Raw genomic sequence first — 17,656 nt, 5'->3', positions numbered from 1 at the left:
TACAGCTATGCAGCTCGGATGAGAGCGCTCCGCGCAGACTCAGGCTCGCTGAGCATCGACACGAGCCCGCCAGGATGAGCTGTTCAGACCCATCAGCCGGACGCGTGCCGGACGCGTTGCACTTGAGGACACAACGAAACGATCCATTCACTCATAAACTCAACGTCCTGCCGCGTGTTTCTATAGTCGAATCTCACGTACTGAAGTCGTGCCACTCGGGAAACTTCTGCAGGCAGACGCTCCTCAGTTGGCATTTTGACACCAGCCAACAACACAGGAACAATTACTTTTGCATTTTTGATCGCCGATCCAATCTCTTCGGTCACCCAACCCTTCCCAGGTAAGGAGCTACAAGCTCCAGATTCGAAATAGTCTACCCAACCTTCATCTATAAGAACAAGCATCATGGCGCACTCTACTACGGCAGCGGAAATCGCATCCGAGTAGTCCGACCCTGGAGGTAAAGACCTAGCTGCACGGAAGACTTGCCCCTCCCCGAAACGCCTTGAAAGCAGTTCATCAAGAAGGGCTGCAGCGTAAGCGCCACCTTCTCTGCGATAGTTGATAAATATCCTAGACATTAGATGCCGCCTACTTCATAAATGCTGATGCATGAGAAAAAGAGTGATTTCACTCTGCGCTTTGGGCCGGGACGGCTTCGCCCACACCCCGACGGATGGAGCGTGGCCCGAGCAGGCAAGGACGGTCCGCTTGACGGACCGCTCGGCACGACACCGGACATACCTCCTGGCCTCCCATCGCCCTAAGGCGCCTACGGCTGAGGAACAACTCAGCCCCGTTTTGCTGCCGGTCTCGCTGAAGCATCCCCCACCAGACGGCTACAGTCTCTCTCAACTACCTCGGTACTCCGCAGGAGGAGACGGCATGGCCAAGTCAGTCTTCTACAGCTTCCACTACGGACAGGATGTCCACCGCGTACAGCTGGTTCGCAACATCAACGCGCTTGAGGGACAACCAGTCCTGAACGCCCAAAAGTGGGAGGAAGTGCGCAGGCAGGGCGAAACAGCCATCAGAAACTGGATCCACGAGCAGATGGCCTACAAGAAGGCCGTTATCGTATTGATCGGCAAGAATACGGCGAGTCGGCCATGGGTTATTTATGAGATCGAGAAGGCGTGGGCTGACAAGAAACCTTTGCTGGGCATCCGTATCCACGGACTTTCTTCGTTCGGAGACGTCGATACTGCGGGTCCGGATCCGTTCGCAAAAGCCGCCGGCGTAGGTTCGGTCCCAATTTTCGATCCCACCTCGCTGGACTGGTATGGGCGAATCGACAGCCAAGCAACCTACCGGAGACTCAGGGAAAATCTGGAAGCTTGGTCAAGCCAGGGGGTAGTCAAGCGCTCATGGTAACCCCCACCTCTTGCCCCTTCTGCGCGATCATCACCGGGGCCGATACCAGCGCCAGGATGGTATACCGCGACGACAAAATTACCGTATTCTTCCCCCTAGATCCGGCTACCCGCGGGCACACTCTAGTGGTGCCAAATCGCCACGTGGCAGATTTTACTGATTTGACGGTGGACGAAAGCCGTGACTTGGGTGAAGGGGTCTATCAAACGGCACGCGCGGTCCGCTCAGCCTTGTCACCTGACGGACTGAACCTAATTCAATCGACTGGAGCGGTCGCCACCCAGACCGTGCCGCACGTGCACTTCCACGTGGTGCCCCGCTGGCAGCACGACCGTATGACCCTTAGATGGCCGACAGGCGCGGCTGAAAACGACTCGGCTCAAGACCAGACCCTAACTGCTATCCGCAGGGTCTTCCCACGAGAAGTCGGCACTGCATCAGCCGAGGATCGCCGACAACATCTGTCTTTCATTCAAGCGGTGATAACCCGCATGTCACAAGCTTCGTCGTCTTCCAAGTCATGGCTGCTGCCGATCGTGACTCTAACCTATGGGTATGCGATCACTAATAGGTCAATTCCGGTTGGATTGCTCGGCTGCTTGGCAGTACTCGTTTTCGGCATTCTCGACGCCAACTACCTCAAGCAGGAGCGTGCGTTCCGAAAACTCTACGATGAGGTTGCATCCGGCCGCCCCATTCCGGCTTTTTCGATGAATCCCGCTCTTGCCTCGCCAGCTGGCACCAGAGTTAACTATTGGCCCGACAAACCCGACGTTCGTTCATGGGCAGTTGCACCGGTATACCTTCCGCTGATCCTGGCTGGCCTCGGGATCATTGTTTGGCTGCTATACAAGTGATGCTGGCAAACAACGATGATTCTTCGAGCCCTTGTATCAAGTGCTGTTGATTCCATGCAGGCACATGCACTAGCGCCATCCGCGAGGAGGCGGCCGCGCCCCGGTAACCGTAGCCTGCCTCTCTCGTTGTCCTGTGCTTCGTCCAGCGCACCGACGGCCCCCATCGTCAAGGCTCGCGACGGGACTCAGTCGCACGCGGAGGGCACAGCGAGGGCACAACACCTTCGTGCTGGTTCAACGGCAGCCAACGCCAGCAAACCTTGTTTCCCCAGTTCAGCGGCATAGGTTGACAGATTCCACAGGTGATGCACAGAAGGGCGGCACCCCCGCACAGGGTGCCGCCTCTCTGCCTGCATGCTGGGTTATCGTCCAGGTCAGCCGTCCTAGCTTCGTCTCAGTTTCCGTCTCGTTCGTAGCCGTACGCGGCCGTTCAGGACCATTCGCCCAGCTCCCCAGCGGCGCCGGCCGCACGGGATTGAACGCCTCTGGACCACCCCGGATCACGCCCTGACCAGCACAGACAAACCTGCAAAGCGAGTTACGCGGGTTCGATCCCCGCCACGGCCTCCAGCAGCGTCGCGCGGCGCAGCGCCCAGAGGGTGAGGGCGAAGGCGGACACGTCCGCCACCAGGGGGTGGAGGGTGCCGTCGGGCGCCCTCCATATCAGGACGGCGCCCGTCGTGCCGTCGACGACCACATGGGCGCCGTCCGCCAGCCGGCCCAGGCGAACCAGGCGCTCCGCGCCGGCCGGGACCGGGCGCCCGGGGTGATCCTCGCCGTACTCCGCGTAGTCCGCGTACTCCGCCAGCGTCGGCAGGGGCAGGTCGTCCGCGTCCAGGCGGAAGGGGTGGGCGTCCTCGGGCAGGCCCGTCTCGCGAAGGAAGCGGCGGGTGGGCTCGTGGGTGAGGGTCCTCGGGAAGTCGACGTCCTCGAAGCGCGTCACCCGGTGACGGCCGAACTCGCGGTCCAGGAACCGGGTCGGCAGTTCCTGGGAGGCTCCGGGCGCCGTGCGGTGGCTCACCGCCAGGAGCAGGCAGCCCATCAGGGTGGACGTGTTCCACAGGGACGGGCGCTCGCAGCTTCCCGGGGGCCGCCGGGTGGCGCCGCGTGTCCACGACGGGTCCTCCACCGATGTCGCGAGGCGGACCCGGGTCACCAGCGAGGGGGTCGGCGTGCGGACGTCCGCCGTGGCGTCCCGCATGGTCGTCGTACCGCCGGTGACCGCGTGCATGTATCCCCCGAGCTCTAGGGCCGTCCGTGTGCCGACGGCTGCCGTTCGCACTCCTTCGGAGAATACGCGCCACCACTGACAACGCTCCTGCGCACGGACCCCGTTCGCCCCGTAGGACGCGCCCGGCGCCTCCCGCGTTGCCTCACCCGCGCGAGCGGCGCGACGTCCGCTCAGTGACCGGTGGCCACCGCGGCCTGCGGGCGGATCGGGAGGCGGTTCACCGGGCGTCCCGTGGCCGCGCGCACGGCGGAGGCGACGGCCGCCGGGGACGCCACCACCGGCGCCGCGCTGACGGCCTTGGCGCCGAAGGGCGCGACCACGTCACGCTCCTCCACGAGCTTCACGATCCGGATGTCCGGGGCGTCCAGCGCGGTGGGCAGGGCGTAGCCGGTCAGGTCGGGGTGGCGGATCAGACCGCGCGGGGTACGGAGGTTCTCCGTGAGCGCGATGCCGACGCCCTGCGTGACGCCCGCCTCGATCCGGGCGGTCAGCTGGGCCGGGTTCAGGACCCGGCCGACGTCCTGGGCGACGGCCAGCTCCACGACCCGTACCGAGCCGATCTCGATGTCCACGTCCACCACCGCGCGGATCGCGCAGAAGGCCATGCCGACGAACGCGTCGCCCTGCCCGGCCTCGTCCAGCGGCTCGGTCGGGTGCGGGCGGCACTGGGCGGTGGCCCACAGCTCCTTGCCGTCCAGTGCCTCGGCGACCGTCGTCGACAGCACGCCGTCGTACGAGGTGATCTTGCCGTCGGCGATCTGGAGCAGCTCGGTCGACATCCCGAACTGGTGCGCCAGCGGCTGGAGGAGCTGGGTGCGGACCATCTTGGCCGCCCGCTCCACCGCACCGCCCGACACCCAGGTGTGCCGGCCCCGGCAGCCCGGTCCGGCGGGGGGCTGGTCGGTGTCGACGGGCGCCACCTGCACCTCGTCGACGCCGAGGGTGTCCTGCACGATCTGCCGGGCCAGCGTGGTGAAGCCCTGGCCGGTCTCGACGGCCGCGCACAGCACCGTCGCCACGCCGTCCTGGACCTTCACGGTGGCCGTGGAGACCTCGTCCGCGCCCTCGGCGCCCAGCATGTGCACCATGCCGATGCCGTAGCCGACGCCCCGGCGCACCGCGCCCGGTTCGCCCGCGCCCTCGGGACCGCCGGGCAGCAGCCACTCGTCCTCGGGCGTGTCCTTGGGCAGGGCCGGGAGGGGGAAGTCGCGGACGGCCTGGAGGAGTTCGGCGACGGGCGCCGGGCAGGTGACCGTCTGGCCGGTGGGGAGCACGTCGCCGGTGGCCAGGACGTTGCGCAGCCGCACCTCGGCCGGGTCCAGGCCGAGCTTCTTGGCGACCTTGTCCATCTGCGCCTCGTACGCGGCGCACACCTGCATGGCGCCCTCGCCGCGCACATGGCCGGAGGGCGGGTTGTTGGTGCGCACGGCCCAGCCCTCGATGAAGGCGTTCGGCACGACGTAGGGGCCGCAGGCGAAGGCGACCGCCGCGGCGAGGGCGTCGGAGGAGGTGTCCGCGTAGGCGCCCGCGTCGAGCAGGATCTGCGCCTCGACCTTCACGATCCGGCCCTCGGCGTCCGCGTGGTGGCGGTAGCGCAGCAGGGTGGGGTGACGGTGGGTGTGCCCGAGGAACGACTCCTCGCGCGTGGCGGTCAGTTTCACCGGGCAGCCGGTCTTCAGCGCGAGCAGGCCGAGCGGCAGCTGGAAGCCCTGGTCCTCGCGGTCGGCGGTGGCGCCCGGCACCCCGGTGACGACGATCTTCACCTGTTCGGGGGGCAGGCCGTAGCACGCGGCGGCGATGTCGCGGTCGCCGTGCGGGTCGGTGGAGGCCAGGTACAGCTCCACGCCGCCGTCCGGACGCGGTACGGCCAGACCCGCCTCGGCCCCTATGGGCGCCGGGTCCTGACGGCCGATGCGGTACAGGCCCTCGACGACGATCTCGCCGGCCGCCTCCGGGTCGCCGTGGCGCAGCGGGATGTGCCGGATCAGGTTGCCGTCGGGGTGCAGCGGCTCGGCCTCGAATGCCTGCTCCGGGTCGGTGACCGGGTCGAGCACCTCGTACTCGACGATGACGGCGGCGGCGGCCATCCGCGCGGTGTCCGGGTGGTCGGCGGCGACGGCGGCGATGGGCTCGCCGTGGTGGCGTACGACCTCGCCGGCGAACACCGGGCGGTCGGCGTGGCCACCGCGGCCGTGCAGCGGGGTGCCGGGCACGTCCTCGTGCGTGACGACCGCGCGTACGCCGGGCATCTCGCGCGCGTGGCTGGTGTCGATGGACACGATGCGCGCATGCGGGTGCGGTGAGCGCAGCACGGCCGCCCACAGCAGGCCCTCGGCCCACAGGTCGGCGGCGTACGGGAAGGTGCCCTCGGTCTTGGCGCGGGCGTCGGCGGGCGGCAGGGACGCGCCGAGGCCGTGCGGGATCGGCTCGGGGACGGGGGTCGCCGCCTCGGCGGTTCCCTCGGCCTCCGCAGTCGCGGCGTCGTTGCTCACGCGTGGCCTCCGTCCCGGCCGTGGGTGCCGTGGTCTCCGTGGTCGCCGTAGGGCGGCCGGTCGTGCGGTCCTGTCGGGTCCTGGGCCCCGGGCGGTGGCTGGGACTCGAACGCCGCCGGGTTGACGCCGCCCGCGCCGGGACCGGCCTGGTGCGGGATGCGGGGCTCCTCGGAGTCGGCGCCGGCCTGCGCGTCGGCGTCCGCGTGCGCCTCGCGTTCGGCGACGACCTCCTGTACGGCGTCCAGGACGCCCCGGTAGCCGGAGCAGCGGCACAGGTTGCCGCACAGTGCCTGGCGGGCCTCCAGCTCCGTCGGGGCCGGGTTGCCCTCCAGGAGGTTGTGCACGGTCATCGCCATGCCGGGCACGCAGAAGCCGCACTGCACGGCGCCGCGCCGGGCGAGCGCGCGCTGCACGTCCGAGGGCCGTCCGTCGGTGGCCAGGCCCTCGACGGTGCGCACCTCGCTGCCGGCCGCGGTCACGGACGGGACCAGGCAGGAGGCGACGAGCCGTCCGTCGACCTGCACGTTGCAGGCGCCGCACTCGCCCTGCGAGCAGCCGTCCTTGGCGCCCGCGAGGCCGAGCCGCTCGCGCAGCACGTACAGCAGCGATTCTCCGATCCAGGCGTCGGTGACGGGCCGGTCGGCGCCGTTGACGCGCAGTACGTAGGAGGCGAGGGGGTGTTCCTCCTGCGGACCCGCGGGGGCCGAGGGCTCCCGGGCGCCGTCGGGGTCGGCCCCGATGGCGTCCGCGTCGGGGTCGGCTCCGTCGGGGCCGGTACGCGCGTCGGCCGCGTCCGCCGCCCCAGTCCCGTGTCCGGCCGGACCCGCCGCGTCGGCCACACCGTCCTGGGGGCCGCCCGAGGACTCCGGCCGCGGCTCTCCCGCGGGTGCCCGCCCGTGCTCGGGCACGCCCTCCAGGTCGGCGGTCGGCGAGGGGCCCGTCACGAGGTCTTCAGCGGCCTGGGGACCCGATCCGGCCCTCGCCTCCTCGGCGGGGTCCTGGGAGCGCCCTGCCGGGCTCTCAGGGGCCTCCTCGGCCCCACGGGGTCCGGCGGTCACGTCGGCCGCCGGTACGGCCGGGTCGGCCCCGGCGGCGGCTTCGGGCTCGGCGGCGTCGCCGGGCGCGTGGGCGTACGGGCCGTCGACGGGGCGGCGTCCGTCCGGGCCGGCGGCGGGGCCGGGCCCGTGCGCGGATGCGTTCGAGTCCGGCCCGTGCGGACCGGCGGCGGCGTCGGGACCGTGGTCCACGCCGCGTTCGGAGCCGTGCCCCCCACTCGCCGTGGAGCCGTAACCGTGCCCGCGCCCGCTCGCGGCGGGGACAGGCCCGTGTCCGGGCATGGCCGAGTCCGGCCCGTGCGGACCGGCGGCGTCGGGGCCGTGGTCCGCACCGGGTTCGGGGCCGTGCCCGCTCGCGGTGGAGCCGTAACCGTGCCCGCTCGCGGCGAGGCCGGGCTCGGCCGGGTCCGGGCCGGCGGCGCCGGGACCGTGGCCGTCGACGGCCGGGTCGGACCCGTGGTCCGTCCCGGTGCCGGGCCCGTGCCCGCTCGCCGGGGAGCCGTATCCGTGCCCGCTCGTGACGGGCCGCTCCGCGTCGGGCGGTGCGGCCGGTGCCGTGGGGGCCTCGCCCCACGGCTGACCGGCGGGCCCGGCCGGCGGTGTGCCCCGGTCCTCGGCGGGCGGGGGCTGTGCCGCTTCGTCGCCCCACGGCTGCCCGGTGGGCTGCGTCGCCCAGGGTGCGGGAGCGCCGCCGGGGAGGGTGGCGGGAGCGCCGGTGCCCCACTGCTCGGCCAGGGACGACGTGGTGAACTCGCCCGACTCGTCCGGCAGTTCGCCGTCGGCCACGGGGATGGACCACTGCCCGGTCACGTCCTGGCCCGACGCGGGCCGGTCCGCCGCGGCCTCCGTGTCGGCCGGAGACGCCTGCGAGGCCTGCGAGAAGTCCCACTGGCCGGTGGCGCCGGGCTGGTAGGCGAACCGGTCGTCCTGCCCGGCGGGTACGCCGTAGGGCGCCGCCCCGCCGTACGGGTCCTGCTGGGCGGCGTAGTCGCCGTACACCTGGTGGGCGGCGGGGTCCTGACCGGTGTCCGGGGTCTGCCACTGGGTGCCGTCCACCGGCGCGGTCGGGGCGGACGGCACCGCCCAGGAGCCGGTGGCGGCCGGGTCGGTGCCGGCGGTGGTGGCGGGCGCGACCGTGATCTGGGGCGGCACGTACCCGTGTCCGGGCGCGGCGAGCGGGCTCTCGGAGGAGGCGAGGAGCGCGTCCACGCCGCCCTCGGGGAGCTTCACGAAGGCGGTGGCGCCGTCGTCGTAGTCGCCCTGGGGCAGCGGGTCCCAGCGACTGCCGCCCGGCGGGGTGCCCTGGCCGTGCTGATCGCCGTGCGGGTCGCCGTGCTGGTCGTCGGTCACGACAGCGCCCTCCCCAGTGCTCGTCGGGCCAGCGCGGCGACGGTGCGCCGCAAGTGCAGTACGGCGGGCGGAAGCTGCGGCACGGAGCCGTCCTCGTCCGGGGCCGCGTCGGGGATGCAGGCCGCGGCGACGTACTCGCCGAATCCGTGCAGCGCCTCCGGGACGACGGCGCGGCCGTTGTCCCAGTCGATGAGCGAGGCCACCCACTGCTCGGCCTCCAGGGGCCGCAGCGGCATCGGCGCGATGGCGCCCACCGCGCACCGCACACCGCGCCGGGCGGGGTCGAGGACCAGCGCCACGGAGGCCGTCGCGCGGCCGGGTCCGGTGCGGCCGGTCGCCTTCAGGAAGACCTGCGGCGCGTGCAGCAGCGGCACGCGCACGTAGCCGATGAGTTCTCCCGCGCGGAGCATCTCCATGCCCGCCAGCAGGTGCGAGACCGGCATCTCCCGGCGGGCCCCGTCCGGACCCGCGATGATCAGCGTCGCCTCCAGGGCGGCCAGCACCGGCAGCGCGTCCCCGGTGGGGGCGGCCGAGGCGATGTTGCCTCCCAGGGTGCCGGCGTTGCGGATCTGCGGCGGCCCGGCGGCCCGCGCGGCGGCGGCGAGCGCCGGGATCAGCGCGGCGAAGTCGGGGCGGCCCATGCGGGCATGGGTGAGGCCCGCGCCGAGCAGAGCGTGCCCGTCCTGGTACTGCCAGCCGCGGATCTCGCTGATCCGGCCGAGGCCCACCAGCGCGGCGGGCCTGAGCTGGCCGGAGTTGACCGCCGCCATCAGGTCGGTGCCGCCCGCGACCGGAACGGCCGCGGGCATCGCGGTGAGCGCCGCCACGGCCTCGTCCAGTGTCGTGGGCAGCGTGACGGCCTGCGCCGCCTGCGGTGCGTGCGTGGTCAAACCGACTGCCCCTTCCCGCTGTCCCACCTGGTCCCGCCCATGTGGCCGTACGGTACGACCTGACAGGGCGGACGTGGCAACTCTGGCACATCTTCGCAGGGCCCGAACGCAGGGGTCCGCTAGGAGGCATTCGCCCACCTCGTCGGCAAGATGGTCCGTTTTCGCACGGGATCTCCGACGATCGGAGCTACGCGCGATGCGCACGAGTTGCCACTCTTCGGTGACGTTTAGGGGCGTTTCCCTTGCTTACTCACTTGCTCACTTGCTCACCGGCCCGCTTGCTCACGTGCCCGCCTGCTCACTTGTTCGGCGGTGGCCCCTCCATCGGCCGGCCGAGCACTCCGGGCCGCTGCTGCCAGGGCCGCGGGCCGGCGGGCGGGCGGTAGGCGACGCCCAGGGCGTCGAGCCGCCGGTAGTGGGTGGCCATCCGCCGCTCGAAGGCGGCGTAGTCCCGGTCGGCGGGGGCGGGCAGGGCGCTCCAGGCGACCTCGGCGAAGGCGGCGAGCCTCGGGAAGAGCTGGTAGTCCACCCGCTCCTGGTTCTCCGTCACCTCGGTCCACAGGTTCGCCTGGGTGCCGATCACATGTCCGGACTCCTGCGGGGTCAGTTCCGCCGGAACCGGCTCGAACCGGTAGACGTCCTCCAGGGTGCGCACGAAGGCGATCGGCACGGGTTCGTCCTCGCCGCCGTCCTCCCGGAAGTTCAGGTACACCTGCTGCTCGGGGCACATCACGACGTCGTGACCCGCGCGCGCGGCGGCGATCCCACCCGCGTAACCGCGCCAGGAGGACACGGCCGCGCCCTTGGCGAGTCCGCCCTCCAGGATCTCGTCCCAGCCGATGAGCCGGCGTCCGCGTTCGGTGAGCCAGGTGTCGAAGTGCTGGATGAACCAGGCCTGGAGTTCGTCCTCGTCGTCGAGCCCGAGTTCCGCCATCCGCGCCTGCGCCGTGGCCGAGGCCCGCCACTGGTCCTTGGGACATTCGTCACCGCCGATGTGGACGAACTCCGAGGGGAAAAGCTCCAGCAGTTCCTCGAACACGCCCTCGTAGAAGCGCAGTGTGTTCTCCGTGGGGGCGAGCACGTTCGGGCAGACGCCCCAGGTGTCCCAGACGGAGAGGGCGCTGGTGTCGATCACATCGGTGTTGCCCAGTTCCGGATACGCCGCGATGGCGGCCTGCGAGTGCCCGGGTACGTCGATTTCGGGGACGACGGTGATGTGCCGTGCGGCGGCGTAGGCGACGATCTCCCGGATGTCCTCCTGGGTGTAGTAACCGCCGTGGGGTTTGTCCTCCCACAGCGGCGAGGCTCGGTGGCCGAATTTCGTGCGCGCCCGCCAGGAGCCGGTCTCGGTGAGCTTCGGGTGGCGTTTGATCTCGATGCGCCAGCCCTGGTCGTCCGTCAGGTGGAAGTGCAGGACGTTGAGTTTGTGGGCGGCCATCAGGTCCAGATAGCGCAGGACGCCTTCCTTCGGCATGAAGTGCCGGGAGACGTCCAGCATCAGTCCGCGCCAGCCGAAGCGGGGCGCGTCCTCGATGCGGCCCAGCGGCAGCCGCCACCGGCGGCCGGGCAGCGGGGCACGCCGGAAGGCGTCCGGGCCGAGCAGCTGGCGCAGCGTCTGGGCGCCCCAGAAGAGGCCGGCCGGACCGCCGCCGGTGAGGTGCACGCCCTGCGGCGCGATGTCGAGGCGGTAGCCCTCGTCGGCCAGTTCGCCGTCGAGGGCCAGCCGGATGACGCCCTCGCTCCCCGCCACGGGCGCCAGCGGCAGACCGGTGGCCGCGCCCAGCGTGGCGCGCAGCCAGCGCTCGGTGTGCCCGGCGCCTTCACCGGCCACCAGAGCGGTGTCCGGGCCGAGCTCGAAGGAGGCGTCCCGGGCCGCCACCTGACGGGGCCGGGGAATCACGTCGGTCGGGTGCGTCACATCGGTCACGTCGTCAGTCCTTCACCGCTCCGCCGAGGCCGGAGACGAGTCGTCGTTGTACGAGTACGAAGAAGACCAGCACCGGAATCGTCATCACCGTGGACGCGGCCATGACGCCGCCCCAGTCGGGATCGTCCGGCTTGTAGAAGACCAGCAGCGCCATCGGCAGCGTCGACTGGGAGGTGTCGCTGATGATGAACGACTTGGCGAACAGGAAGTCGTTCCAGGTCGAGATGAAGGAGAAGACGCTGGTGGCCACCAGCCCCGGGAGGACCAGCGGGAAAAGGATCTGCCACAGAAAGCGCGTCCGGCTCGCCCCGTCGATGTAGGCGGCCTCCTCCAGGGCCTCCGGCACCGCTTTCACGAAGCCCCGCAGCATCCAGATCGCGAAGGGCAGTGAGAAGGCGATGTGGGGCAGGATCAGCGAGCCCAGCGTGTTCAGCTGGCCGAAGTCCCGCATGAGGAAGAACAGCGGGATCGTGAGCGCCTCCACGGGCACCATCTGGGCCACCAGGAACATGATCAGCAGGGTGGTCCGGAAACGGAACCGGAAACGCGTCACCGCGGTCGCCGCGAGGAACGCGATCAGCGCCGAGGCGATCACCACGCAACCCGCCACGATCAGGCTGTTGAGAAAGTAGCGGCCGAATTCCTGCTGTTCGAACACCCGCCGGAAGGAATCCAGCGAGGGGGTCAACGTCCAGGGCCGGGGCTCGCTCGACTCGATCTCCCCGGCCGGTTTGAAGGCGCTCAGCACCATCCAGTACAGCGGGAAGGCGACGACCACCGCGATCAGCAGCGCGGACACCTCGGCCGCGAGCCGCCACGGACGGCGCACCTGCGCACGCAGAAGATTCACAGCTCCTCCCCCTGGCGGCGCAGCAGCCGCAGGTAGACCAGCGTCACCGCGAGCAGGATCAGCAGCATGACGACGCCGATCGCGGAGCCGAGGCTGTACTGCGAGGACGCGAAGGCCTTCTGATAGGCGTATACGTTGAGGACGAGGTTCTGGCCGGCGATGCCGCCGCCGTTCGTCATGACGTAGATCTGGGTGAAGACCTTGAAGTCCCAGATGACCGACTGGATGGTGACGACGACCAGGATCGGCCGGAGCATCGGCGCGAGCACCGAGCGCCAGATCCGCCACTGCGAGGCCCCGTCGAGCGCGGCGGCCTCCAGGACCTCGGCCGGTACGGCCCGTATCCCGGCGTAGACGGTCACCATGACGAACGGGAAGGAGCACCAGACCACTTCGAGCAGCACGAGCAGGAAGGCGCTGTACCGCCCGTACGTCCAGGAGTGGTCGCCGAGACCGAGCATCCGGTTGACGGGCCCGAAGTCCGGGTCGAACAGCAGCAGCCAGACCGTGGACCCGGTGACCGCCGGGGTCGCCCACGCGCCCAGCCCCGCCAGCATCAGCGCCAGCCGCGGCACGGCCCGCACCCGCGTGAGCAGCACGGCGAGCGCGCACCCGACGGCCAGCGTGGACACCACACAGGCGGCGGCGAACAGCACGGTGGCGAGCAGCACCCGCCAGAACTCCCCGTCCCCGAACAGCTCCGCGTAGTTCCCGAACCCCTGGAAGGTGGCCGGCTCCCCACCGGAGACCTGGGCCTGCGTGTACTCCAGGAACGAGATCAGCCCGAGCTGGTAGACGGGGTAAACAAGCAGCCCACCAAGAACGACAAGAGCGGGCGCGAGATAGATCCAGGGGGTAGCGGAGGAGCGCCCGAAGGGGCGCGGGGAACGGCGCGAGAGACCACGACGATCCCGCACCCGCGAACGCACCGCACCCCCCGAGCTGGAAGGCGACACACTCATCCGGCGGAGCCAAACGCCTCGTCCATCTTCCGAGCCGCGTCCCCAGCGGCAGCGTCCACGTCCTTCTTGCCGCTGATCACCTCCTGGAACATCGTCGGCAGCACCTGCGAGGAGTCGATCGTCGCCCACGCGGGAGAGGCCGGCACGAACTTCGTGCCCGCGGCGAGCGTGTCGACGAACGGCTTCACGAACGGCTCCTTCGCCGCCACCTGCTGCCGTACGTCCGTGAACGTCGGCAGGAAGCCCATCGCGTCGAACAGTTCGCCCTGCGCCTTCTTCGACGCGAGCCGCTTCATCAGATCGACGGCGAGGGTGCGGTGCGAGGTGCTCTTCAGGACACCGATGTTGTTGCCGCCCGCGAAGGCGGGGGCGATGGAGCCGGACTCGACGCCCGGCAACGGCACGACCGCGTACTTGCCCTTCGCCGCGCCGGCCTCCACGGCCTGGTGGCTGAAGTCGCCGCCGATGGCCATGGCCGCCTTGCCGGAGGCGAAGGCGGTGACGGTGTCGTTGCCTCCCATGCCGGCGCACTTGGCGGCGGGGCAGTTGTCGTCCCCGAAGAGGGACGTGTAGGCCTTGACGCCCTTCCGGCCGGCGGCACTGTCGAGGGCGGAGGCGTACGAGCCGCCCTTGCCGGTGGCGAGTTCGCCGCCGTTGGCCCAGATGAAGGGCATCGCGCCGTAGGTGTAGGCGCCGCCGACCGCGATGCCGTAGAGGCCGGGCTTCTCGGCGTGCACCTTCTTGGCGGTGGACGCCAGCTCCGCCAGCGACTTGGGAGGTTCGAGACCGAGTTCGTCGAAGACGTCGGTGCGGTAGTAGAGGGCGCGGACGCCGACGAAGTAGGGGGCGCCGTAGACCTTTCCGTCCACGGTGACCGACTGGCGGGCGGTGGGGTCGGCGTCCTTGGCCTCGTCCCAGGCCGCGAACTCCTCGGTGACGTCGGCCAGTCCGCCGTCCTTGACGTAGCCGGCGGTGTCCGTGTTGCCGAACTCGATGACGTCGGGCGCGCTCTTCGGGTCGTTGAAGGCGGCCTTGATGCGCTGGGCGCGGGTCTCGACCGGGATGTACTCCACGGTGACCTTCGTGTCCTCGTGCGCCTTCTCGAAGCCGGCGAGGGCCGCCTCGACGACCTTCTCCTTCGGCTTGTTGTTGACCTCCTGGAACAGCCAGACGCGCAACGTGCCGCTCTTCTCGTCCTTGCCGGAGGAGGAGTTGTCGGACGTCTGGGGTGCGCAGGCGGTCGCGGCGACGACGGCCGCGGCCAGCAGTACGGCCAGGCGGGGGGCGAGCTTCATGGAGTCATTCCTCCGGGCGTGCGTTGCAACGTATGCAATGACGGTTTCGCTCTGCACAACACCCAGGAGCGTAGGGAGACATGAACCTGTCCACAAGAGGTCTGAACCAATTCGTAAACCTCTTTGTTGATCAGTCCTGACGCACGAAGGCCCCCGGAGTGCGCGCGGGCACACTCCGGGGGCCTTCGGGGAGGTCTGAAAGGACCGTACGGGCAGGGGCGCTACTCTCCGGCGCCTACTTCTTGTCGCCGCCCTTGCCCTCGTCCCCGCCGCCGCTCATGGATTCGTAGATCTCCTTGCACATGGGGCAGACGGGATACTTCTTGGGATCGCGGCCCGGTACCCAGACCTTGCCGCACAGCGCCACGACGGGGGTGCCGTCGAGGGCACTCGCCATGATCTTGTCCTTCTGGACGTAATGCGCGAAGCGCTCGTGATCGCCGTCGCCGTGGGACGTCTGCGGCGTCGGCTCGACGAGGGTTCCCGTACCTGTCCCGCGCTCGGGCTCGAGAGTGCTCATAACCGCCAAGGGTACTGAAGCTCACACGCTTCAGTTGAGCGAAGGGTCGTCCGGATACGTCGCCACCATCGCCAGGTCGCCCCGCTGGCGGCGCAGCACCTCGCGCCAGAGTCTCTCCGGGAACGGCGAGGACACGTCGCCGGGCTCGGACTCGACCACGTACCAGGCGCCCTCGGTCAGCTCGTCCTCCAGCTGGCCGGGCCCCCAGCCCGCGTACCCGGCGAAGATCCGCAGGGCGCCCACGGCGGACGCCAGCAGCTCCGGCGGTGCCTCCAGGTCCACCAGGCCGATCGCACCGTGCACCCGCCGCCAGCCCAGCGGCGCCCGCTCGCCGGACGCCCCGCCGGGGACGACGGCGACCCCGAGGGCCGAGTCCAGCGACACCGGGCCGCCCTGGAAGACGACGCCCGGCTCGCCGGCCAGGTCCGCCCAGTCCTCCAGGATGTCGCCCACGTCGACCGGCGTGGGACGGTTGAGGACGACACCGAGGGAGCCCTCCTCGTCGTGGTCGAGGAGGAGCACCACCGCACGCTCGAAGTTCGGGTCCGCCAGGGCGGGCGTTGCCACGAGCAGCCGCCCCGTGAGCGAGGACACCTCGGTCATGCCAGACATGATCCCGCATGTTCCCCTCCCGTGGGGAGGCAATCGGAGGCACGGGAGTGAACACGCACCCGCGCACGTCCCCCGATCGTGACCCCCCGTGCGCGCCGGTGAACACCGCGTGTTGTGACAAATCCATGACGTTGCCGGACCGTGCGCAGGCGCATGGAAGGGGGGTACAAGACGATTACCCTTTCCCTTCTGGCCCCTGCCCAACCCCACGGAACGCGAGATTCATGACCGTCAACGGCGCTGATGACGTACTGCTTGTCCACGGCGGAACCCCGCTGGAGGGCGAGATCCGGGTCCGCGGTGCGAAGAACCTCGTGCCGAAGGCGATGGTGGCCGCCCTGCTGGGCAGCGCGCCGAGCCGGCTGCGCAACGTGCCGGACATCCGCGACGTGCGGGTCGTACGCGGACTGCTGCAACTGCACGGGGTGACCGTCCGCCCGGGTGAGGAGCCCGGCGAGCTGGTCCTCGACCCCTCCCACGTGGAGAGCGCGAACGTCGCCGACATCGATGCCCACGCGGGTTCGTCGCGCATTCCCATCCTGTTCTGCGGCCCGCTGCTGCACCGCCTCGGGCACGCCTTCATCCCGGGTCTGGGCGGCTGCGACATCGGCGGCCGGCCCATCGACTTCCACTTCGAGGTGCTGCGCCAGTTCGGCGCGAAGATCGAGAAGCGGGCGGACGGCCAGTACCTGGAGGCTCCGCAGCGGCTGCGCGGCACCAAGATCCGGCTGCCGTACCCGTCCGTCGGCGCGACCGAGCAGGTGCTGCTGACGGCGGTGCTCGCCGAGGGCGTCACGGAGCTGTCCAACGCGGCCGTGGAGCCGGAGATCGAGGACCTGATCTGCGTCCTGCAGAAAATGGGCGCGATCATCGCCATGGACACCGACCGCACCATCCGCGTCACCGGTGTGGACGAGCTGGGCGGCTACACCCACCGTGCCCTCTCGGACCGCCTGGAGGCGGCCTCCTGGGCCTCCGCGGCGCTGGCCACCGAGGGCAACGTCTATGTCCGCGGCGCCCAGCAGCGCTCGATGATGACGTTCCTGAACACCTTCCGGAAGGTGGGCGGCGCCTTCGAGATCGACGACGAGGGCATCCGCTTCTGGCACCCGGGCGGCCGGCTGAAGTCCATCGCCCTGGAGACGGACGTGCACCCCGGCTTCCAGACGGACTGGCAGCAGCCCCTGGTGGTCGCCCTGACGCAGGCCACGGGCCTGTCCATCGTCCACGAGACGGTCTACGAGTCCCGGCTGGGCTTCACCTCCGCGCTCAACCAGATGGGCGCCCACATCCAGCTCTACCGCGAGTGCCTCGGCGGCTCCGACTGCCGCTTCGGCCAGCGCAACTTCCTGCACTCGGCCGTCGTCTCCGGACCGACCAAGCTGGAGGGCGCCGACCTGGTCATCCCCGACCTGCGCGGCGGCTTCTCGTACCTGATCGCCGCCCTCGCGGCCCAGGGCACCTCCCGGGTCCACGGCATCGACCTGATCAACCGCGGCTACGAGAACTTCATGGACAAGCTCGTCGAGCTCGGCGCGAAGGTGGAACTCCCGGGCAAGGCCCTGGGCTGACGCCTCCCGCGGACACGCCGATGGGGCGGTCACCCCGACTCGGGTGACCGCCCCATCGGCGTTGGGTGGTGCGCCCCCGGAAGGGGCGCGGGGAACTGCGCGACCGGCCACACCCGGCCCGCGGCCGCGAAACGACCACAGCCCGGACGAACGCCCCGCACAGTCCCCGGCACTCCGAGCGGAGCGCTTACTTACCCTTGGCGGCTTCCTTGAGCTTGGAACCCGCGGAGACCTTGACGCTGTAGCCGGCCGGGATCTGGATCGGCTCGCCGGTCTGCGGGTTGCGGGCGGTGCGAGCGGCACGGTGGGTGCGCTCGAAGGTCAGGAAGCCGGGGACGGTGACCTTCTCGTCGCCCTTGGAGACGATGTCGCCGACAACCTCGGCGAACGCGGCCAGCACGGCGTCGGCGTCCTTGCGAGTCACCTCGGCGCGGTCGGCCAGCGCGGCCACCAGCTCACTGCGGTTCATGTTGTTACTCCCGTGTTCTTCTTGCCGTTGAGGCGTGCCACGCGGCGGAGCCGCATGTTGGGCACAGCGATGCCGATGCTGCCAGGGCCCTCTGACATTCCCCGGACCCGGGTCGGTCGTCAGACCCTCGCGCCCAGGGAGGCATCCTGCCTCCACCTGCGGCGGTAAAGCCAATCCGGCACCCCCAGGAGTCGTGAGAAC

At 70.2% G+C, this 17,656-nt stretch carries 15 protein-coding genes; 3 read left to right on the top strand and 12 right to left on the bottom strand.

Going from position 1 to position 17,656, the window contains the following annotated elements:
* Positions 1-92: 92 nt before the first annotated feature.
* Positions 93-581: a toll/interleukin-1 receptor domain-containing protein gene (locus tag ACZ6IM_RS00400; RefSeq protein WP_469553466.1), complete on the bottom strand. Its 489-nt coding sequence runs from the start codon at positions 579-581 to the stop codon at positions 93-95.
* 304 nt (positions 582-885) lie between these two features.
* Between ACZ6IM_RS00400 and ACZ6IM_RS00395 the strand changes: the two genes are divergently transcribed.
* Both ACZ6IM_RS00395 and ACZ6IM_RS00390 read left to right on the top strand, forming a co-directional pair.
* Positions 886-1,374 carry a TIR domain-containing protein gene (locus ACZ6IM_RS00395; RefSeq protein ID WP_469553463.1) on the top strand — a complete coding sequence of 163 codons (489 nt, stop codon included), beginning with the start codon at positions 886-888 and terminating at the stop codon, positions 1,372-1,374.
* Positions 1,368-2,231 (top strand): HIT family protein, encoded by an 864-nt coding sequence (locus ACZ6IM_RS00390; protein ID WP_469553461.1) that lies wholly within the window; start codon positions 1,368-1,370, stop codon positions 2,229-2,231. Before ACZ6IM_RS00395 ends, ACZ6IM_RS00390 begins: the two co-directional genes overlap by 7 nt.
* 538 nt (positions 2,232-2,769) lie before the next feature.
* On the opposite strand, the gene ACZ6IM_RS00385 is transcribed toward ACZ6IM_RS00390, so the two are convergent.
* The 10 genes from ACZ6IM_RS00385 to ACZ6IM_RS00340 form a co-directional block, all read right to left on the bottom strand.
* A complete protein-coding gene (locus ACZ6IM_RS00385; RefSeq protein WP_469553458.1) occupies positions 2,770-3,462 on the bottom strand; it encodes an SUKH-4 family immunity protein in 693 nt (230 codons plus the stop codon).
* A 170-nt stretch (positions 3,463-3,632) separates the two neighbouring features.
* The gene (locus ACZ6IM_RS00380; RefSeq protein WP_052841717.1) at positions 3,633-5,954 is read right to left on the bottom strand and encodes a xanthine dehydrogenase family protein molybdopterin-binding subunit; all 2,322 of its coding nucleotides are present in this window, start codon (positions 5,952-5,954) and stop codon (positions 3,633-3,635) included.
* The gene (locus ACZ6IM_RS00375; protein WP_469553456.1) at positions 5,951-8,359 is read right to left on the bottom strand and encodes a 2Fe-2S iron-sulfur cluster-binding protein; all 2,409 of its coding nucleotides are present in this window, start codon (positions 8,357-8,359) and stop codon (positions 5,951-5,953) included. Before ACZ6IM_RS00375 ends, ACZ6IM_RS00380 begins: the two co-directional genes overlap by 4 nt.
* Positions 8,356-9,249 carry an FAD binding domain-containing protein gene (locus ACZ6IM_RS00370; RefSeq protein ID WP_052841719.1) on the bottom strand — a complete coding sequence of 298 codons (894 nt, stop codon included), beginning with the start codon at positions 9,247-9,249 and terminating at the stop codon, positions 8,356-8,358. Before ACZ6IM_RS00370 ends, ACZ6IM_RS00375 begins: the two co-directional genes overlap by 4 nt.
* Before the next feature lie 298 nt (positions 9,250-9,547).
* Positions 9,548-11,176, bottom strand: coding sequence for a beta-N-acetylhexosaminidase (locus ACZ6IM_RS00365; protein ID WP_469553455.1), 1,629 nt, complete (start codon positions 11,174-11,176; stop codon positions 9,548-9,550).
* 4 nt (positions 11,177-11,180) lie between these two features.
* Positions 11,181-12,026: a carbohydrate ABC transporter permease gene (locus ACZ6IM_RS00360; RefSeq protein ID WP_052841721.1), complete on the bottom strand. Its 846-nt coding sequence runs from the start codon at positions 12,024-12,026 to the stop codon at positions 11,181-11,183.
* A complete protein-coding gene (locus ACZ6IM_RS00355) occupies positions 12,023-12,988 on the bottom strand; it encodes a carbohydrate ABC transporter permease (RefSeq protein ID WP_469553451.1) in 966 nt (321 codons plus the stop codon). The genes ACZ6IM_RS00360 and ACZ6IM_RS00355 overlap by 4 nt, the downstream gene beginning before the upstream one ends.
* A complete protein-coding gene (locus ACZ6IM_RS00350; protein WP_469553448.1) occupies positions 12,985-14,283 on the bottom strand; it encodes an extracellular solute-binding protein in 1,299 nt (432 codons plus the stop codon). The genes ACZ6IM_RS00355 and ACZ6IM_RS00350 overlap by 4 nt, the downstream gene beginning before the upstream one ends.
* Positions 14,284-14,518: 235 nt before the next feature.
* Complete coding sequence (locus ACZ6IM_RS00345; RefSeq protein WP_030402030.1) at positions 14,519-14,803, bottom strand: DUF3039 domain-containing protein; 285 nt, start codon at positions 14,801-14,803, stop codon at positions 14,519-14,521.
* 30 nt (positions 14,804-14,833) lie between these two features.
* Positions 14,834-15,406, bottom strand: coding sequence for a YqgE/AlgH family protein (locus tag ACZ6IM_RS00340; RefSeq protein WP_042826249.1), 573 nt, complete (start codon positions 15,404-15,406; stop codon positions 14,834-14,836).
* 233 nt (positions 15,407-15,639) lie between these two features.
* Between ACZ6IM_RS00340 and murA the strand changes: the two genes are divergently transcribed.
* A complete protein-coding gene (gene murA / locus ACZ6IM_RS00335; RefSeq protein ID WP_052841723.1) occupies positions 15,640-16,986 on the top strand; it encodes a UDP-N-acetylglucosamine 1-carboxyvinyltransferase in 1,347 nt (448 codons plus the stop codon).
* 187 nt (positions 16,987-17,173) lie between these two features.
* On the opposite strand, the gene ACZ6IM_RS00330 is transcribed toward murA, so the two are convergent.
* Positions 17,174-17,455, bottom strand: coding sequence for an HU family DNA-binding protein (locus ACZ6IM_RS00330; RefSeq protein WP_004987462.1), 282 nt, complete (start codon positions 17,453-17,455; stop codon positions 17,174-17,176).
* Between the last annotated feature and the right edge of the window lie 201 nt (positions 17,456-17,656).

The sequence above is a fragment of the Streptomyces sp. NPDC042336 genome (assembly GCF_055581985.1).
This window is presented reverse-complemented; position numbering and strand designations above follow the sequence as displayed.

Coding starts and splice junctions, on each gene's coding strand:
- ACZ6IM_RS00400 (WP_469553466.1), bottom strand. CDS start 581: ATGTCTAGGATATTTATCAACTATCGCAGAGAAGGTGGCGCTTACGCT.
- ACZ6IM_RS00395 (WP_469553463.1), top strand. CDS start 886: ATGGCCAAGTCAGTCTTCTACAGCTTCCACTACGGACAGGATGTCCAC.
- ACZ6IM_RS00390 (WP_469553461.1), top strand. CDS start 1,368: ATGGTAACCCCCACCTCTTGCCCCTTCTGCGCGATCATCACCGGGGCC.
- ACZ6IM_RS00385 (WP_469553458.1), bottom strand. CDS start 3,462: ATGCACGCGGTCACCGGCGGTACGACGACCATGCGGGACGCCACGGCG.
- ACZ6IM_RS00355 (WP_469553451.1), bottom strand. CDS start 12,988: ATGAGTGTGTCGCCTTCCAGCTCGGGGGGTGCGGTGCGTTCGCGGGTG.
- ACZ6IM_RS00350 (WP_469553448.1), bottom strand. CDS start 14,283: ATGAAGCTCGCCCCCCGCCTGGCCGTACTGCTGGCCGCGGCCGTCGTC.
- ACZ6IM_RS00345 (WP_030402030.1), bottom strand. CDS start 14,803: ATGAGCACTCTCGAGCCCGAGCGCGGGACAGGTACGGGAACCCTCGTC.
- ACZ6IM_RS00340 (WP_042826249.1), bottom strand. CDS start 15,406: ATGACCGAGGTGTCCTCGCTCACGGGGCGGCTGCTCGTGGCAACGCCC.
- murA (WP_052841723.1), top strand. CDS start 15,640: ATGACCGTCAACGGCGCTGATGACGTACTGCTTGTCCACGGCGGAACC.
- ACZ6IM_RS00330 (WP_004987462.1), bottom strand. CDS start 17,455: ATGAACCGCAGTGAGCTGGTGGCCGCGCTGGCCGACCGCGCCGAGGTG.